The sequence below is a fragment of the Vicinamibacterales bacterium genome, from assembly GCA_035699745.1.
Classification (GTDB): domain Bacteria; phylum Acidobacteriota; class Vicinamibacteria; order Vicinamibacterales; family 2-12-FULL-66-21; genus JAICSD01.
Genome location: DASSPH010000019.1, coordinates 1 through 19,195 on the forward strand (window position 1 = coordinate 1; position 19,195 = coordinate 19,195).

Genomic DNA, 19,195 nt, shown 5'->3' on the forward strand with positions numbered 1-19,195 from the left:
CCGACCAGCTTGAATGCGATCCAGCGGTTCGAGGAAGGGCCGGCGGCGCGATAGAGATCCGGCCGATCGTTGACGTTCGCGATCGCGACGTCGATCCACCCGTCGTTGTCGACGTCGCCGAACGCGGCGCCGCGCGCCGCCTTCGGGATCGTCAGCGGCCCGCCAACCTGCGCGGTCACATCCTGGAACCGTCCGTTGCGGAGGTTGCGATACAGGACCTTGGGCTGCTCGTACCCGGCCTCGGATCTCAACTGCCGCACTTCCGGGTAGACGTGGCCATTCACCGAGAGCAGGTCGAGCCAGCCGTCGTTGTCGAAATCGGCAAAGGCGGCGCCCCACCCGAGCCACCGCGTGTTGACGCCGAGCCCGGCCGCAAAGGTCCGATCCTCGCAGACGCCTTGCCCGCTATTGGCGTACAACGTCGACGTGTCCCCGGCGAAGTTGGTCTTGAACACGTCCATCGACCCGTTGCGGTCGTAGTCGCCGACCGCGACGCCCATCCCCGCCTGCGCGCGGCCGTCGCCGCTGAAGGCGCACCCCGCAACGGCGGCGACGTCGGTGAACGTGCCGTCGCGGTTGTTGCGATAGAGGACGCTGGCGCTGGAGTCCCCCGCGACATACAGATCCGTCCAGCCGTCGTTGTCGAAATCCATGGTGCTGACGCCAAGCGCGTAGATGCCAGACGTGCGCGTGATCCCCGCGCGCTCGGAGACGTCGGCGAATGTCCCGTCGCCGCGATTGCGGTAGAGCGCGTTGCGCGCCGGCGGCAGACCCGACGGGCCGCACGCGACCGGCAGGCCGCGATAGCGGCACAGGCCGGCGTCGGGCCGCGGCGTCGACGCGGGATCGAAATCGACGTAGTGCGCGGTGAACAGATCCAGCCGGCCGTCGCGGTCGTAGTCGACGAAGGCGCAGCCGGTGCCCCAGCGGCGGCGCGCCGCGCGCAGCCCTGCCTTCTGGGTGACGTCCTCGAACCGGCCGCGGCCGTCGTTGTGGTACAGCCGGTTCTGGCCCCAGTACGTGACCGCGAGATCGGTGAATCCGTCGTTGTCGTAGTCGCCGGCGCACGTCCCCTGCCCCCAGCCGCTCGCCGCGAGGCCGGTGCCGGCCGTCACGTCCTCGAACGTGCCGTTCCGCCGGTTGCGATAGAGACGATTGGTCGGCTCCTCGCCGGCCTTGAACCCCTCCAGGGTGGATCCGTTGACGAAGAAGAGATCGATCCAGCCGTCGGCGTCGTAATCGAGCATCGCGACGCCCGTCCCCGTGGTCTCGATCAGGTAGGTGTTCGTCTCGCGCTTGCCGAACACGATCGTCGCGTTCAGTCCGGCTTCGCGACCGGCCGCGGTGAAGGTGACCCAGGCGGCACGCCCACCCTGCGGGGGGGCGAGCGACAGCGTCAGGCCCACCCACGTCGCGAGCAGCAGACTCCAGCGCGGCACACGCGCGATGCTACCATCCTGCAGTCGGGGGACCGTCCCAATGTCTCGTCGCACCCGGATTGCCGTGCTCGCCGCCGTCCTCGCCGCCGCAGCCCACGGGCTGCTCGCGGCGCAGGCGGTCCCGCGCGCGCGCCAGCTCTACGATCGGGCGCGCGAGCTGGACCGGGGAGGCGACGCCGCCGCGGCGCTCTCGCTGCTGTGGGAAGCGGCGGGGCTCGCCCCCGCCGACGGCGAGATTCAGCATGCACTGGGCAGTGCGCTCGAGCGGATCGGCGCGCTCGACGCCGCGATCGACGCGTTCCGCGCCGCGGCGCGCGCCCCGCGTTCGCCGCGCGGCGCCTCCAACAGCCTCGTCCTCGCCCTGGTGAAAGGGGGACGCTCCGAAGAAGCGATCGCATACGGCCGCGAACTGACGGCCTCGGCGCCGGCCGACGCCGACCGCTGGTTCACGCTCGGCCTCGCGCAGGCGGAGGTGGACGTCGACGGCGCGATCGAGAGCTTCCGCCGCGCATTGACGCTCGACGACCGCCACGCGCTCGCCCGCTACAATCTCGGCCTCGTGTTCTTCCGGACCGATCGCTTCCAGATGGCGATCGACGAACTGACCCGCGCGCTGGCGATCCAGCCGCGGCCGGAGATCTACTACAGCCTCGGCACGATCTACCGGCACCTCGGCGATCTCGATCGCGCCGCGCAGGCGCTGGCCGACGCCGTCGCGGCGAACGGTGATTACGCCGACGCGCACCTCGCGCTGGGGACGGTCTACAAGGCCAAGGGGGACCTGAAGCGCGCGGCGTCCTCACTCAGACGCGCCGCCGCGCTGCGCCCCGATCTCGCCGCACCGCACATCGTCCTCGCGCAGACACTGGCCCTGGCGCGCGATGAAGAGGGGGCCCGCCGCGCGTCCGCGGAAGCGGATCGCCTGCGCGCGCTCTCCCAGCGGTCCCAGGAGGCGGCGGCGCTGACGGCGGCGGGCGCGCAGAAGCTCGACGCCGGCGACGCCGCCGGCGCGGCGGACATCTTCCGGCGTGCGACCCAGGCGTTCGACGCGTTCGCGCCCGCGCACTACCAGCTCGGACGCGCGCTTCAGCACCTCGGCCAGCACGACGCGGCCAAGGCGGCCTTCGCCCGCGCTCAGCAGCTCAATCCCGCTCTGGTGCCGCCCAGGTGAATTTGGAAATTGGGAAATGTGGGAATGTGGAAATCTTATTTGCGTTTGTGGAGAACGATCGTGTCCGCCAGCGGCGGCGCCCCCTTGACGGTCGCGATCAGGACCTGGCGCAGCTGCTCCGGCGCGAGCCCGGCGAGCGCCGCGTCTTCCTGCACTTCCGGGCGCGGGTCGTTGTGCAGGAACACGCCCCCGGGCGTCAGCATCGCGGCGATGTTCGACAGCGCCAGCGCGAGCTCGGCGCCGCCGAAGTACGGCAGCACGTTGGTGGCAATCACCAGATCGAACGCATCGCCGGTGAGCCGCTGGGTGACGATGTCCAGGGGTTCGGCGTGGATCGTCGCGGCGGCGGCCGCGCTGACGGCGATCGCTTTGGACAGGTGGCCGGACGGCGCTCGAGGGGCCGCGCCAGGGGCACCGACCGTCCGCCCCAGCGTCGTGAAGTATTCGCGGTAGCCGGGCACGAACGCGACGGTATCGGACTCGCCGATGCCGCTCACCAGGCGCAGCACCGGCGCGCGCCGGGCCGACGATCGCAGGTGTTCGACGACCCGCGGATTGATGTCGCCGGCCACGACCTGCAGCTCCGCGAGCTGTGACAGCCCGAGGCTGACGAGCGCATCGATCGACGCCCACGGCTGGTAGCTCTCCGGCGGCCCCGCCTCCAGCATGCCGGTGCGCGGCGCCAGATCGATGCCCGGACCGACGATCAGCACGCGCCGAATCCGCCGCGACGGCTCGAGTCCTTTCAACACGCCGAGGCCGGCATGGACGGCGTATCCCGCTTCCACCGCTGTGTCCGTGCTCAGGCCGCGCGTCTGATACAGCTGCGGCCCCTTTGACGGATCGAGGAACTCCTTCTCGTACAGGAACTTCATTCCTCTCGCGTACTCCCGCTCGAGCAGCGGACGCCGTTCCGCCGGCGGGACGCGCCGGAGCATGGCGCGGAAGTAGGAGACACGCGGATCCGCGTCGCTCGAGGCGATGGTGCGCAGGAACGCCGCCATTCGCGCGGACGCGGCCGCCGGAACGCGGCCGCCCGCCGCGAACGCTTTCGCGCTCAGTGCCGGCTCGATCGGCGGGAGCGTTGTGAAGTGCGTCGACTGAAGCACGTAGAAGACGAGATGGTCGAAGTCCCCTTCGCGGACGCGTGTTTCCGCGGTGCGCGCAAGCGAGGACACATAGCCGCCAAACGTCGACGCTGTCTGGCCGGAGTTCCGGAGGCGGGACTGGACGGCCGGCGGGAGATCGTCCCAGCCGATCGTTCTGGCGCCGGCGGCCGCAAGGACCGCCAGCGCCACGAGGGTTTTCACCAGGCGAGTCTGAATCGTCTGTCTAGAAGATCAATCGGAAGCCCATCTGGACAAACCGCTGGAAGCCAGACTGGCCGGTGGAATTCCGGTTGATGCGTCCGAAGTCCGCGGACGACGTGTCCTGGTTGTACTGACGCTCGTCGTACTGCGGGCTGTTGAGGAGATTGAACGCCTCGAGACGGACCTGGACCCTGACGCGGCTGGTGATCGACGCCGTCTTCGCGAAGTTCACGTCGAGCATGAACATCCCCGGCCGGCGGAACTCGTCGTAGCGAAACATCGCGGTGCGGCGCTGGAAAGCCTCGCGAATGAGGAAGTAGGGCTCGGTGCAGCCGTAGGCGGTCGAGACGGACAGCAGGTCATAATTGCCCGTCGTCGCATTGCGCTGGCCGATGCACGGCTTGACGCCGTAGATGAACTGCCCGTCCTTCTTGCCGTCCAAGGCGACCTGCTTCAGGTCGACGCCGGGCGCGATGTCAAAATTGCTGCCGGTGCCCGTCGCCGGGATATCCCACGGCTGACCGCTCTGGTAGACCATCGCCGGTGCTATCGACCAGCCGCCGACGAGATACCCCATGAGGCTCCGCTGACCGCGGAACCAGGGCAGTTCCCACACGCCCGAGGCGGTCACGCGATGCTTGCGCTGCGAGAAGTACGGGCCCTCGTTCAGGAGCCCCGACACGGCGTCCACGTAGCCGCCGATCTCGGTCCAGCGAGGCACCCACGTGTAGCTGGCGTTGATGGTGACGCCCTTCGTGAACCGCTTGTTGGCCACGAACTGCGCCGAGTCGTAAATCAGCTTCCCGATGTTGTTCTGGTTCCTGGTGATGCCGGTGAAGGCGGGGAACGGGCGATTCAGCTCGAACCGCGAGAGCGTCGCGTTCGTGAACCGCGTCGTGCCCTCGAAGCCGGCCACGCCCTGGAACGGATTCGGGAGCAGCTGATCGCACAACGTCCGGCTGCCGCCCTGGGTGACGTCGCACTGCGCCTGGAACGCCGCCGAAGGTTCGTTGACGGCACTGAACCCGGCTTCCAGGTCATAGCTCCGGCTTCCCGCGTAGGTGGCCTCGAGGGACATGCGCCACGGCAACTCGCGCTGGACGCCAGCGGAGAACTGGTGGACGTTCGGCACGACGAAGTCGGGGTTCGAGAAGCTCAGGCCCTGACCAAGGAAGGTCATCGGCCCCAGCGAGCTTCCGGTCGGCTCCTGGATCCCGGTGGGGAACGGGTTCGACAGGGCATACGTCGGCGTACGGCCGCCGTCCGTCGAGGAAATCAGGTTCGTCGACCGGCTGAATCCGGCGTTGTTCCCCTGACTCGTCGGGTTGAGGAAGTACTTGCCATAACCCGCGCGCAAGACCGTCTTGTCGTTGAGCGAGTAGGCGACGCCGACGCGGGCCTGCCAGTTGTTCTTGTCGAGCTTCCACGGCCGGTCCGGGGCGCCGTCCACACCGGCGAACCTGATGCCTCCCATGACCTGCTGGCCGACGCGCCCCGACACCGGATTGACGATTGTCGGGTCAAACGCGTAGTTCAGCATGTTGTTTTCTTCCTTGACCGACCCGTTGACGTCCCACCGGAAGCCGAGGTTCAGCGTCAACTTGTTGTTCACGCGCCAGTCGTCCTGGATCCAGGGAGCGGCGAAGAACCATTTGTAGTGCGGCTTGGGGTTGACGTCGACGTTCCCGCCGCTCGGGGCACCGAGCAGGAAGGAAGCGAAGGCGTTCCCCTCGGTCGCGCTGGTGCTGTTCAGCGTGCTCCGGGTGAAGTTGCGGTTGAACTGGATGTTGCCCCCGGAGTTGTTGTAGTTCTCGTTGAAGACGTTGGTCCACCGCAGGTCGAGACCGCTGCGGATGTTGTGCTTGCCGCGGGTCAGCGACACGTTGGGCTGCAGAGAGTAGTTGCGGTTCCGGTTCGGGGACGACCCGCGCGACAGCGTCGCGAACTGATCGATTTGAATCACCGGGAACAGGCCGCCAATTGCCTTGCTCGGCAGCTGGTCGACCAGGCTGGCGGGCCAGAACTCCTTCGCATCGAAACCCTGCGCGAAGGTGGAATAGCTCCACTCCAGGAAATAGGTGTAGCTGCTGCGCAGATTGAAGACCGTGCCCGGTCCGAAAATGTGGACCCAGTCGCCGACGAGCGCGCGATTCGCGCGCCAGAGCGGAAGCTGACCGGCCTGGCCGGGACCGCTCCTGATGGCGTTTCCGCGGTTCCCGATCTCGTTCCGTTTGTTCTCGGCCCAGCGGAAGAAGGCCCGATCGTTCGGGCTGAAGTTGTGGTCCGCCTTCCCGACCCAGTTCCAGAAGATGTCCCGGTTGAAGTGCTCGGGCCACTGCAGGTTCTGCTGCCACGGCGCCACGCCGGCCGTCGTACCGTTCGGCTCCGGGTAGTACTTCATGATCGCCTGGGCGGTCGGGTTGATCCGGTTCGCCGGGATGATGTTGCCCGGGAACGGATCGCGCGTCCAGACGCCGTTGACGTCGCGGCCGGTGGCCGGATCGTAGATGGTGATCAGGCGGCCTGACGCGTCCACGAGACCGCTGAAGTCCCCCTGCTTCATCGCCGCCGTCGGCACCGTGCTGACCAGGGGAGCGGGGGTGCCTTCCCGGTACTTCTCGCCGGTAAACAGGAAGAACGTCTTGTTCTTGATGATGGGGCCGTCGACGCTGAACCCGTACTGATCGATGTACTGATCGGTCTTCGGACGGTTCTGCGAGTTGAGGATGAACGAGTTGGCCGCGAGCGCCTTGCGCCGCATGTAGTCGTAGACCTCGCCGTGGAAGGTGTTGGTGCCCGACTTCAGCGACACGTTGACGACGCCGCCGGCCGTGCGGCCGTACTGGGCGTCGTACGAGTTCGTGGAGATCTTCATTTCCTGGACGGCCGCCGCCGGCGGCACGTAGGCGATGTTGTTGCCCCCCTGGTTGGCGTTGTTGGGCGCGCCGTCGAGCAGGAACTCGTTGTTGCTGCTGGCGCCGCCGTTCATCGACCAGGCGGCGAGCGCGCCGTTGTCGAACGGACGGAGGTAGATCGCCTGGGCGTTGTAGTTGACGCCGGCGACCAGCGGCACGAGCGCCATCGGGCTGCGTGACTGCAGCGGGATCTCGGCGATGCTTTGCTGGTCGATGACCGTGCCGCGGTTGGCATTGCTGGTGATAAGGACCGGCGATTCGGCCGAGACCGTGACGGATTCGGTGAGCTGGCCGACCGCCAGTTGCACGTTGATGGTCGCGGTCTCGCCTACTTGCAGGCGCAAGTCAGTACGGGTGAATTTCTGGAACCCGGCCAGTTCCACCGTCATGGAATAAGGTCCCGGACGCAGGAACGGCACCGTGTAGTTCCCCTCCGCGTTAGTAACGGCAGAGGCGACTTCGTTGGTATCCGTATTCCGAATGTTGACCGTGGCGCCAGGCACGGCCCCCTTACTGCCGTCGACAACCTGTCCCTTGACCGTGGCGCGGAACTCCTGAGCGCTCGTATCGGCGGCCCAGCCGAACGCCAAAACCGCCAGCAGTACGCAGCGGTACGTGTGGACCCTCATCATCAGCCTCCCCCCTTCGAAGAGATGACGCCGAAACGTCCTCCCGACGCTGTGCTTATACCGCGCCCACGGCCCGTCGGCAACGGATTTCTTCGTTAAAGTAAACGCTTACTTGAGCAGGAGCGCGGCTTCCGCCAGCACTTTCGCCGCCTCGGCCAGCGCCGCGTTCACCGCCGCCACTGTCTGCGTCGGCGGCAGCGAACTGCCCCGCTGCGTCGCGCCATAGATGCCCAGCAGTTGAGCCGAGACGCCCGACAGCGTGGGCGGCCCCTGCGGCGGGCCGCCGCGTCCCCCGCCGCGGCCGCCGCGCCCGCCACCGGCTCCGGCAAGCGCCTGCAGCTTCTGCGCGAGATCGGCATGCCCGGCCGCCTGGGCCCGGTCGCGCGCCTGCCCGATCCGCGGCAGCATCGCGTGGATCCGGCCAAGGGCGTCGTAGACGCGCTTCGACAGCGCGAACTGCTGCTGCAGCGCGATCGTGCCGCTCTTCACCCGCGGATCCATCTTCACGACGAGCGGTTGGGTGTACGACCGGCCGTCGGCCGTGAGCTTCACGGTATAGGTGCCCGGCACAACCCACGGCCCCTTCGGATCCGCCGCGGTGTCGCCCGGCGTCGCCGCGATCGAATAGCCGGGCGTCGACCCCGCGGGCGGCGGATAGTGCATGTCCCAGACGAACCGGTGCAGGCCGGCATCCGCAGACAAGATCCGCGTGGGACGGATCCAGTAGTACGGGACGTTGCCTTCGTCGCGAATCTCCGGCGCCGTGTCGCTGCTGGCGTACTTGCGGATCGTCGCGCCCGCGGCGTCGAGGAGTTCGAGCGTCACCACCCCGTTCGCCGGACGCTTCAGGAAGTACTCGAGAATCGCGCCGTCGGGCGGGTTCTGCCCCGCCGGTTCCCACGGCGGCAGCGGCGTGTCGGTGTTCTTGTTCCACTCGAACCGAATCGCGGTTCCCGGCTTGAACAGCACCGCATCGGCGTCGAACGTCTTCTCCTCGATCTGCCGCAGCGACGAGATGCCGTCGAGGATCCAGAAGCCGCGTCCGTGCGTGCCGACGACCAGGTCGTCGTCTTTGATCACCAGGTCTCGAATCGAGATCGCCGGCATGTTCTGCCGCAGCGAATGCCAGTGCCCGCCGTCGTCGAACGAGACGTGCACCTGGGTTTCACTGCCGGCGAACAGCAGCCCCGGCTTCTTCGGATCCTCCTTGACGGCATTGATGATCGCCCCGTCGGGCAGACCGTTGACGATGCGGGTCCAGCTCTTACCGCCGTCGCGCGTTCGATAGATGTGGGGCCGCAGGTCATCGAGACGGAACGTGTTGATCGCCGCATACGCGCCGAGGGGATTCGTGTGCGAGGCGTCGATGATCGACACCTTCGCCCACGGCGAGAGTTCCCTCGGCGTCACGTCCTTCCAGGTCACTCCGCCGTCCGCGGTGGTGTGAATCAGCCCGTCGTCCGTCCCGACCCAGATCCGGTTGACGGTGGTATAGCCGGGGGCGATGGTGTAGATGACGCCGCGCTGCGACGCCGCCGCGGCCGGCGTGTTCCGGTAGATGCCGACGTTCGCCGGGGCCTCCCAGGTCTTGCGGGTGAGATCGGGACTGATCGCCGTCCAGCCGCGGAGGCCGCCGCTGGTCGTCTTCCACAGCCGGTTGGAGGCGAAGTACAGCGTCCGCGGCTCGATGGGCGAGAAGAGCACGGGCTGCGTGCGGACGACGCGGTACGCCTCGCCGGCCGGCGGCCGCGGACCGACCTGGATCACTTCCCCGGTTCGCCGATCGTAGCGGGACACCTTGCCGCCGTAGACGATGTCCGGGTCGAGCGGGTCGGGCGCGACGTAGCCGTACTCCTCGACGCCCACCGGGTGCCACTCGCGGAACGTGATGCGGCCGTCGTCGCTGCGGCTCTGCACGCACGCCGAGCCGCTCTCCTGCTGTCCGCCGCACACCCGGTACGGAAAGGCGTTGTCGGTGCTGACGTGGTAGAACTGCGCCGTCGGCTGGTTGTACCAGGTGCTCCACGTCTCGCCGCCGTTGACGGTGATCACCGCACCCTGATCCGCGGCGATGAGAATGATGTCGGGATTGTCAGGGTTGATCCAGAAGCGGTGATAGTCGTCGCCGCCCGGCGCGCCGCGCAGCGACTTGAACGTCCTGCCGCCGTCGGTCGATTTCCAGGCGACGATGCTGCCGGTGAACACGATGTCGGGATTCTTCGGGTGGACCTTGACCTCGGCGAAGTCGTCGCCGCGGCTGACGACGAGCGCGTTCTCCGTGACCTTGTGCCAACTCTGTCCCGCGTCGTCCGAGCGGAACAGCCCGCCGGCATTGCCCGCCTGCACCGCCGCATACATGCGCTTCGGATCGCTCGGCGCGATCGCGATACCGATCCGTCCGAGCCCCTGATCGAATGTCGGCAGTCCCCGGGTCAACGGCTTCCACGTCGTCCCGCCGTCGGTGGACTCGAACAGTCCGCTGCCCGGGCCGCTGAAGACGCCGTTTTCCCACGGTCCCTGGCGCGCCTGCCACAGCACCGCGTATACGTGATCGGCATTGGACGGATCGAACGCGAGATCGACGCCGCCGGTGTCGGCATCCTTGTAGAGCACTTTCTGAAACGTCTTCGCGCCGTCGGTCGAGCGGAAGATCCCGCGCTCCTCGTTCGGCCCGTACGGATGGCCGAGGACGGCGACGAACAGCCGATCGGGATTCCGCGGATCGACGATGATCTGGGGAATCTGCTGCCCGTCGCGGAGTCCCAGGTGCGTCCAGGTCTTGCCGGCGTCGGTGGACTTGTAAATGCCGTCACCGGTCGAGAGATCGGGGCGCTGGAGCCCTTCTCCGCTGCCGACGTAGATGATGCTGGCGTTCGAGGGCGCGACGGCCAGCGCGCCGATCGAGCCGGTCGGCTGTTCGTCGAAGATCGGTTTCCAGACGATGCCGTAGTCGGTGGTCTTCCACACGCCGCCGTTGGTGGCCGCGATGTAGAACACGTTCGGCTGGCCCGGAACGCCCGACGCCGCCTTCGTCCGTCCCCCGCGGAACGGCCCGATGTGCCGCCAGCGCAGTTCCTTGAAGACGCCGGGATCGGAGAGCTGGGGGCCGGCCGTTGATTGCCGCAAGTGGAGCGCACCGGCGGGAAGCGAGGCGGACAACAGTACGGCAGCAGCAGCGGCAAAGATGAGTCGTCGCATACAACGTTCTCCACAGCCCGAGGCCCGATCGGCTTCGCACCGAAGGCACAAAGGCGCGAAGTCCCCTGACGTAAACCGTATTCAGGGTTCGTGAGTTCGGGCCTGGCCACGAAGCTACTTCACCCAAAATACCTTTAATGGCTTCGTGCCTTCGTGCCTTGATGCGAAGCCAATCGTGAGTTCGTCGCAGTCACTCTACTTCCCGATCAAGGCAGCGACCGCCGGATCGCCGATGGCCGTGAAGAACGGGTTCAGCATCGGCTTGTCGCAGCCGTAGCGGAGCGGCGCGCCCGACAGGTCGGTCACCGTTCCGCCGGCGCGCTCGAGAACCGCCTGCGCGGCCGCGGTGTCCCATTGGCTGGTGTGGCCGAACCGCGGGTAGATGTCGGCGCGTCCCTCGGCGATGCGGCAGAACTTCAGCGAACTGCCGGCCGCGACGAAGGTGTAGGGGACGTCCAGCGTCCCCAGCCACTCCTGCATGGCGGCGCCGGCGTGGGAGCGGCTGCCGATGACGCGCAGCGGACGCGTCCGGTCGAATGCCGCGATGGCCAGCTCGCACGCCGCGCCGTTCGCGTAGCGCCGCGCGGCGCCGGTCGATGACGCGGCAAACAGCTCGTCGAGCGCGGGAGCGAACACGACGCCGGCCGCCGGCCGGCCGTGATGAACGAGCGCGATGTTGACGGTGAACTCGTCGGTGCGGTTCAGGAACTCCCTGGTGCCGTCGAGCGGGTCGACCAGGAAGAACACGCCGGCCCCGCCATCGGCGGCGGGCGCGGACTCTTCCGAGACGATGGGGACGCCGGGGAACGCGGCGGCCAGGCGCTCGCAGATGATCGCATCGGCATCGGTGTCGGCCCGGGTCAGCGGCGACGCGTCAGCCTTCGCCGCCGAGAAACAGTCGGTGCCATACAGCGCGAGAATCGCCCGGCCGGCTTCGCGCGCGATCTCGGACAGCAGCGCGACGTCGCGATCGCCGAACGTCATGCCAGCCGGTTCAACGCCGGATCGAGATGCTCGAGGATGCGCGCGACACACGCCTCCGGCGACAGCTCGGTCGTGGCGAGCCGCAGCTCGCACGACTCCGGCGCTTCGTACTGGCTGTCGATGCCGGTGAAATTGCGCAGCTCGCCGCGCCGCGCCTTCGCGTACAGGCCCTTCGGGTCGCGGCGCTCGCAGACCTCGAGCGGCGTGTCGACGAACACCTCGACGAACTCCGATCCGGCGAACAGGTCGCGGGCCATCCTGCGCTCGGCGCGGAACGGCGAGATGAACGACACCAGGACGATGAGCCCGGCGTCGACCATCAGCTTGGCCACCTCCGCGACCCGGCGGATGTTCTCGACGCGGTCCGCTTCGGTGAACCCGAGGTCGCGGTTGAGCCCGTGGCGGACGTTGTCGCCGTCGAGGAGGTAGGTGTGCCGCCCTTCCGAGTGCAGCCGCTTCTCGAGCAGGTTGGCGATCGTCGACTTGCCCGAACCCGACAGACCGGTGAACCAGATGCAGCGCGGCTGCTGCCCCTTCTGCGCCGACCGCGCGCCCTTGCCGATCTCGAGCGCCTGCCAATGGATGTTGGACGCGCGGCGCAGCGCGAAATCGATCATCCCGGCGCCGACGGTGTCGAACGTCAGCTTGTCGATCAGGATGAACCCGCCCATCGTGCGGTTCGTGGTGTAGGGCTCGAACACGACCGGCTGGCTCGTCGACAGATTGACGACGCCGATCTCGTTCAGCCGAAGCGTCTTGGCGGCGAGGTGCGCGCCGGTGTTGACGTCCTCGCTGTACTTGATCTCGGTGACGGTCGCGGTGACTTCCTTGGTGTGCGCCTTGAGCAGGTAGGCGCGCCCGGGCATCAGCGGGTGCTCGCCCATCCAGAGCAGCCGCGCCTCGAACTGATCGGCGGACTCCGGCGGCGCGTCCGCCGCCGCGAGGACGTCGCCGCGGCTGACGTCCACCTCGCTCGCCAGCGTCACGGTGATCGATTGCCCCGTCGTCGCTTCGCCGATGGACTCGAACCCGTGGATGATCTCCTTGACGGTGGAGCGGACGCCCGAGGGGAGCACCTTCACCGCGTCGCCCGGACGGATCCGGCCGGCGGCGATGCGGCCGGAGAATCCGCGGAAGTGCATGTTCGGACGGCTGACGAACTGCACCGGCAGGCGGAACGGCGCGTCCATCCACGGCTGCTCGAGCGGCACGGTCTCGAGGTACGCCATCAGCGTCGGCCCGGCGTACCACGGCATCCGGGTGCTCGGGATCATCACGTTGTCGCCGTCCAGCGCCGACATCGGGATCGCCTGGGTATCGAACGCGTACTGCGACGCGAACGCGTCGTAGTCCCGCAGGATGGCGTTGAACACCGCCTCGTCGAAGCCGACGAGATCCATCTTGTTCACCGCCAGGACGACGTGGCGGATGCCCATCATCGCCGCGATGCGCGAGTGGCGGCGGGTCTGGGTCAGCACGCCCTTGCGGGCGTCGATCAGGATGATTGCGGCGTCGGCCTTCGACGCCCCGGTCGCCATGTTGCGCGTGTACTGTTCGTGCCCCGGGGTGTCGGCGGCGATGAAGCGCCGGCGATCGGTGGCGAAGAAGCGATAGGCGACGTCGATCGTGATTCCCTGCTCGCGCTCGGCCTGCAGGCCGTCGACGAGCAGCGCGAGATCAATCTTCTCGCCCTGCGTGCCGTACTGGCGCGACTCCCCTTCGAGCGCGCGCAGCTGGTCGTCGAAGATCCCCTTCGAGTCGTGCAGCAGACGCCCGAGCAGCGTCGACTTCCCGTCGTCCACGCTGCCGCAGGTGATGAAACGCAGCGTCGGCCTGCTGCGCTGCCGCTCCAGGTAGTCGAGGATGTTGTCGGTGCGAACCGGCGCGGTCAGAAGTAGCCCTCCTGCTTCTTCTTCTCCATCGATCCCGGCTGGTCGGTGTCGATCAGCCGGCCTTCGCGCTCGGACGATCGCACGTTGAGCGTTTCCGCGATGACCGCCTCGAGCGTGTCGGCGTCGCTCTCGATCGCGGCCGTCAGCGGGTAGCAGCCGAGCGTGCGGAACCGCGCCTTCTTCATCACCGGCTTCTCGCCGGGCTCGAGCGGCAGCCGGTCGTCGTCAACCAGCAGCCACTGGCCGCCGCGCTTCACCAGCGGGCGCTCCTTCGCGAGATACAGCGGAACGATGGGAATCTGTTCGTGGTGGATGTACTGCCAGACGTCCGCCTCGGTCCAGTTCGAGAGCGGGAACACGCGGATGGTCTCACCGTCGCGGATCCGCGTGTTGTAGAGGTCCCAGAGCTCGGGCCGCTGTGCCTTCGGGTTCCACCGGTGCCCCGGCGCGCGGAAGCTGAAGATCCGCTCCTTGGCGCGCGACTTCTCCTCGTCCCGCCGCGCGCCGCCGAACACGACGTCGAAGCCATGCGCGTCGAGCGCCTGCTTGAGCGCCTGGGTCTTCATCACGTCGGTGTGGTAGCTCGAGCCGTGCGTGAACGGCCCCACCCCGGCGGCGAGCCCTTCCTGGTTGACGTGGACGATCAGCTTCATCCCCGATTCCGCCGCCATGCGCTCGCGATGCGCGTACATGTCGCGGAACTTCCAGGTCGTATCCACGTGCAGCAGCGGGAACGGCGGGCGTCCGGGATGGAACGCCTTCCGCGCCAGGTGGAGCATCACGGAGGAGTCCTTGCCGATCGAGTACATCATCACGGGGTTGCGCGCGCCGGCCACAGCCTCGCGGATGATCTCGATCGCTTCGTCTTCAAGCTGGGTCATCGGGCCAAAAAATTATATATGACCGGGACCGGGGAACGGGACCGGGGATCGGACGCGGCGAGCGGTGCACCGCAGCCGGCAGCGCTCGACACAGATCCGTCAGCGGACGATGGCGCTGCCGGTCGACGATCCGGTCTGGCCCAGAAGGCGGCGCCACTCGCTCCAGACGATCTGGGTGTGGGTGTAGGGACGATCTTCCGGCAGATTGTTCGGCGTCACCAGGAGCCCGGTGGACGACACCGCCCAGCTCTGGAACACGAGGTGGTCGGGCATGTCTTCCCACCGGAACGTGTTCGCCAGTTCCCGCGTGAGCCGCGCCGCGTCTTCCGCGTAGAGCGCGTCGGCGTCGCCGTTGTAGCCCCAGATGATGAACCCGAAGGGGACGCTCTGTTCGGCGGAGATGGCCTGGAGGCGGCGCATGTCGCGCGCGAAGTCGTCGCGGCCGGCCCGCAGCCCGCGGATGTCGACGTCGACGTGGAGGAACGCCGGCTTCACCCCCCTCGCCGCCAGCAGTCGAAGCATGGCATCGAACCCGTCAGGAGAGAACGACGGATACGCTTCGATCAGGCCGATGCCGACGCTGGGGGACGCCTGGGTCACGCCGCGCTGATACACCTGGAGGCGATCCGCCGTCGGCGTCATCGAGGGGCCGCCGCACACCGCCGCCTGGCCGGCCAGGAACGGTTCGTCCATCGCCAGGTAGCTGACCGATCCGCCGGCCGCTTCGACCGCCCGTATCGAGGCGACCGTGCCCTGAATCGCCTCGTTCATGCCGCGCGCGTCGGGCGTGCAGTAGAACTCCTTCACCGCGCCGACTTCGAGCGCCAGCTTCCTGCCCCACTGCTTCACCGTCCGGAACACGCCGGCGCGCGCCAGCGCTTCGTAGGTGTTCGGACCGACGATCGACGGCGCCGGCATCTGCGTGTGCTGCTGGTAGAACTTGAAGACGGAGGTCAGCGCGCGGCTGCGGCGCCATTCGTCCGGGCGCTCGAACAGCCGGATCAGGTCGATGGTGCCCGGGCCGGGCGCGAACCAGATGCGGTCGTCGGCCGCCGCCGCCGTGGACGACGGAGGTGCCGCGATCGCCGCCAGCGCCGCCGTCAGCGCAATCGCCGCCAGCGCGCGCATGACGCTAGACCGACGCGCCGGCCGTCGACGTGCGGTACCACGCCACGGTGCGCTGCAGCCCGTCCTCGAACGACACGATCGGCTCGTAGCCGAGAATGCGCCGAGCCTTCGAGATGTCGGCCTGCGAGTCGTGGACGTCGCCGGCCCGCGTCTCGACGTAGGTCGGCGTCACGCTCGCGCCCACCAGCTCGCGCATCGTCGAGAACAGCTGGTTCAGCGAGATGCGGCCGCCGGTGGCGACGTTGATGACTTCCCCGCTGGCCCCCTTCGCCTCGCAGGCGCGGAGCACGCCGTCGACGACGTTGGCCACGTAGGTGAAGTCGCGCGTCTGCTCGCCGTCGCCGTAGATCGTCGGGGAACGATTCTCGAGCAGCGCGGTGGCGAACACCGAGATCACGCCGGAGTACGGCGACGACGGATCCTGCCGCGGACCGAACACGTTGAAGTAGCGGATCGACACGGTTTCGAGTCCGTACAGCCGCGTGAACATCTGCAGGTACTGCTCCCCCACCACCTTCTGGAGCGCGTACGGCGACAACGGATTGGCCGGCATGTCTTCGTGCTTCGGCAGCGTCGGCGTGTTGCCGTAGGCGGACGACGACCCGGCAAACACCAGCCGTTTGACGCCGGCGTCGCGCGCCGCGACGAGCACGTTCAGCGTCGCATCGACGTTCGCGCGGTTCGAGCTGATCGGATCCTTCACCGAGCGCGGCACGGAGGGAATCGCCGCCTGGTGCAGCACGTAATCGACCCCCTCGACGGCGCGGCGCGCGAACGCCTCGTCCGCCAGATCGCCTTCGAGGAACTCGACCGCGGGAATGTGTTCGAGATTCGAGCGTTTTCCAGTGATGAGGCTGTCGGCCACCCGGACCGTGTGCCCGCGCCGGACGAGTTCTTCCGCTAGATGAGATCCGATGAATCCGGCGCCGCCGGTGACGAGATACTTGGCCATGCCCCTCCAGCTAAGCAATTAGCTTACCAGCAGGAGGCTGGAGGGTGGAGGCTGGATCCTCTACTCCTGCCGCAGGGCCGCCAGTGGATCCAGCCGCGCGGCGCGGCGCGCGGGGAGCAGACAGGCAGCGGTCGTCACCGCCACGAATATGGCGGCGGTGCCCCAGAAACTCACCGGATCCGCACCGGACACTCCCGTGAGCTGGCCGGCGACGAGCCGCCCGGCGCCGAGCGCCATCGCGAGTCCCGCGGCAATTCCGGCTGCGCCGAGTACGAACCCGTCCCACAGAAGCAGGCTGACGACCTGAGAACGGCTGGCGCCCAGTGCCATTCGTACGCCCATCTCCCTCGTACGCTGCGCCGCGTTGAACGCGATGACGCCATACAGGCCGACCGCTGCGAGCAACAGGCCGAGCGCGCCGAAGACGCCGAGCACCGAGGCCGCCATGCGCGCGAGGAACGTACTGATGCGGAGGTGCTGCTGGACCGTGCGCACGTCGAAGAGGGCCAGGTTGGGATCGAGCTCACGGACCGCGGCGCGCACCGCCGGCAGCAAGACCGCCGCGTCGGCATCGCTGCGCACGTGCAGCAGCAGATCGGAACGGTAGTTCTGGAGCGCCGGGAGATACATGTAATTGCGCGGCGCCTCGCTGAGGCGCGAGTACTTGCCGTCGCGCGCGACGCCGACGATCGTGACCGGTCCGGATCCGAAGCGGACGATGGCACCGATCGGATCGCCGGCCGGCCAGTACCGACGGGCCATGGTTTCGTTGATGACCGCAACCTGCCGCTGCCCGCCCACGTCGCCGGGCGCGATGGCGCGGCCGCGCACGATCGGAATGCCCATGGTCTCGAAGTATCGCGGTCCCACCTGGTTGTAGTACGCGGTCACCTCCTCGTCCTGCCGCGGCGTGTAGCCGTCGATGGCGACTGACATGTCGCTGCTGCCGCCCACGTCCAGCGGAATCGTCCGCGCCACGGTGGCGGCAGTGACGCCCGGCAGGCTGCCGACGCGATCGATCAGCTGCTGCACGAAGACCGCCCCCCGATCCGCGTCATAACCGCCCGGCGCGAGATCGATTGCGGCGAGGAGGCCCGTACGGAGCGAGAAGCCCGGATCCATCGCGTCCGAGCGCAGCAGGCTGCGCGTGAACAGCGACGCGCACACGAGGAGCACGACGGACAGGCTGACCTGCGCGATGACGAGACCGCGGCGCAGCCCGCCGCTCCGGCCGGACGTCGCCGGCGTGGCGTCCTTCAACGCGGGCCCGGGCTTCACACGGGACGAGCGCAGCGCCGGCACGACCCCGGCGCTGACGGCCGACGCCACGGCAACGGCGATCGCGAAGACGACGCTGGCCGAATCCACGTGCGCGTCGAAACGGAGCGGAAACGGCATGCGCGGCACGAAGACGTCGAGCAATCCGGACGTCCAGCGGGCCGCGGCCAGGCCGAGAACGCATCCGGCCGCCGACAACATCAGCGTCTCGATCAGCATCTGCCGCACGACCTGCCATCGGCTCGCGCCCAGCGCAAAGCGGACGGCGATCTCCCGCTGCCGCGAGATTCCGCGCGCCAGCAGCAGCCCGGCGACGTTCGCCGACGCGATCAGCAGCACGACCCCGACCACGGCCATCAGCGTCGTGAACACCGGCAGGAGCACGCTGCCGGTCCCCGAGCGCCACAGCGGGATCACGCGCAGATGGCGGCCGCGGTTCGCGTCCGGGAACTGGTCCGCCAGCCGCATACCGACGACCCCAACGCTCTCCCTGGCCTGTTCCAGCGAGGCGCCGTCGGCGAGACGGGCGTACACGTCCAGCCATCCGCCGCCGCGAGGCGGCAACCGGTGTCCAGCGAGTACCGCCCGCTGCATCGTGACCGGAACGTAGACGTCGAGCATGACGGAGGCGACGGGACCGTGGAACTCCGGCGGCGTCACGCCGACGACGGTGAAGGCGCGGCTGTTCATGGTGACGCTGCGTCCGACGACCGCCGGATCCGCGCCGAACACGCGCGTCCAGAACTCGTGCGAGATCACGACGACCGGGTCACGATCCGGCACGATCCCTTCGTCCGCCGTGAACCCGCGGCCGAGCACCGGACGGACGCCGAGGAAGTCGAAGTAGTTCGCCGAAACGAGCGCGCCGAACGCCCGCACCGGATCGCCGCCCGCCCGGAGCGACATCGACGCCAGCCGGAACGCCATCACGTCGGCGAGGCCTTCAGGTTTCGCCGCGCGCAGGTCCTGGAAATTCGGATAGGAGAGGCTGAGGCCCTCGCGCTCGGCCGTTGCCGTGCGGACGACCACGATGCGGTCCTGGCGGACGACGCCGCCGAGCGGCGAGAACAGGACCGACTGGATCCAGCTGAAGATGGTGGTGTTGGCGCCGATGCCGAGCGCCAGAATGAGGACGGCGACCGCGGTGAACGCGGGACGGCGGACGAACATGCGCCAGGCGAATCTCAGATCGTGCACGATCATGCGCGGACTCCAGTCAGCAAGGCGAAGGTGCAGCGCGTGCGCCGCGGCGCCTGACGCGCGCGCCAGCAGCCGAAGCGCGGCGCACGAGGCGCGCTCGCGCTGCAGCCACAGCGCGTAGTGCCACAGCTCCGCGCGCCACTGTTCGATCCAGACACGCCGGCGGCTGACCGGCACCAGAGGCGACAGCGCGCCCAGGAGCGCAATCGCCAACGTCC

At 68.2% G+C, this 19,195-nt stretch carries 11 protein-coding genes; 1 reads left to right on the plus strand and 10 read right to left on the minus strand.

Annotation, left to right across the window (positions count from 1 at the left end):
• The coding region (locus tag VFK57_03585) for a VCBS repeat-containing protein (protein HET7694764.1) at positions 1-1,439 on the minus strand (1,439 nt) is incomplete at its 3' end.
• A gap of 40 nt (positions 1,440-1,479) precedes the next feature.
• Here VFK57_03585 and VFK57_03590 point away from each other — a divergent pair.
• Complete coding sequence (locus VFK57_03590; protein ID HET7694765.1) at positions 1,480-2,610, plus strand: tetratricopeptide repeat protein; 1,131 nt, start codon at positions 1,480-1,482, stop codon at positions 2,608-2,610.
• Positions 2,611-2,645: 35 nt separating this feature from the next.
• On the opposite strand, the gene VFK57_03595 is transcribed toward VFK57_03590, so the two are convergent.
• From VFK57_03595 to VFK57_03635, 9 genes are all read right to left on the minus strand, one after another.
• Positions 2,646-3,920, minus strand: a complete 1,275-nt coding sequence (locus VFK57_03595) for a class I SAM-dependent methyltransferase (protein HET7694766.1) — start codon at positions 3,918-3,920, stop codon at positions 2,646-2,648.
• A gap of 22 nt (positions 3,921-3,942) precedes the next feature.
• Complete coding sequence (locus tag VFK57_03600) at positions 3,943-7,464, minus strand: TonB-dependent receptor (protein HET7694767.1); 3,522 nt, start codon at positions 7,462-7,464, stop codon at positions 3,943-3,945.
• A 108-nt stretch (positions 7,465-7,572) separates the two neighbouring features.
• A complete protein-coding gene (locus VFK57_03605; GenBank protein HET7694768.1) occupies positions 7,573-10,662 on the minus strand; it encodes a hypothetical protein in 3,090 nt (1,029 codons plus the stop codon).
• Between the two features lie 195 nt (positions 10,663-10,857).
• Positions 10,858-11,646 (minus strand): 3'(2'),5'-bisphosphate nucleotidase CysQ, encoded by a 789-nt coding sequence (cysQ, locus tag VFK57_03610; GenBank protein ID HET7694769.1) that lies wholly within the window; start codon positions 11,644-11,646, stop codon positions 10,858-10,860.
• The gene (cysN, locus tag VFK57_03615; GenBank protein HET7694770.1) at positions 11,643-13,616 is read right to left on the minus strand and encodes a sulfate adenylyltransferase subunit CysN; all 1,974 of its coding nucleotides are present in this window, start codon (positions 13,614-13,616) and stop codon (positions 11,643-11,645) included. Before cysN ends, cysQ begins: the two co-directional genes overlap by 4 nt.
• Positions 13,535-14,419, minus strand: a complete 885-nt coding sequence (gene cysD, locus VFK57_03620; GenBank protein ID HET7694771.1) for a sulfate adenylyltransferase subunit CysD — start codon at positions 14,417-14,419, stop codon at positions 13,535-13,537. The genes cysN and cysD overlap by 82 nt, the downstream gene beginning before the upstream one ends.
• A 99-nt stretch (positions 14,420-14,518) precedes the next feature.
• Entirely contained in the window at positions 14,519-15,547 is a 1,029-nt protein-coding gene (locus VFK57_03625) for a hypothetical protein (GenBank protein ID HET7694772.1), read from the minus strand.
• 4 nt (positions 15,548-15,551) lie between these two features.
• Positions 15,552-16,499 (minus strand): SDR family oxidoreductase, encoded by a 948-nt coding sequence (locus tag VFK57_03630; GenBank protein HET7694773.1) that lies wholly within the window; start codon positions 16,497-16,499, stop codon positions 15,552-15,554.
• A 60-nt stretch (positions 16,500-16,559) separates the two neighbouring features.
• Complete coding sequence (locus VFK57_03635; GenBank protein HET7694774.1) at positions 16,560-19,190, minus strand: ABC transporter permease; 2,631 nt, start codon at positions 19,188-19,190, stop codon at positions 16,560-16,562.
• Positions 19,191-19,195 lie beyond the last annotated feature (5 nt).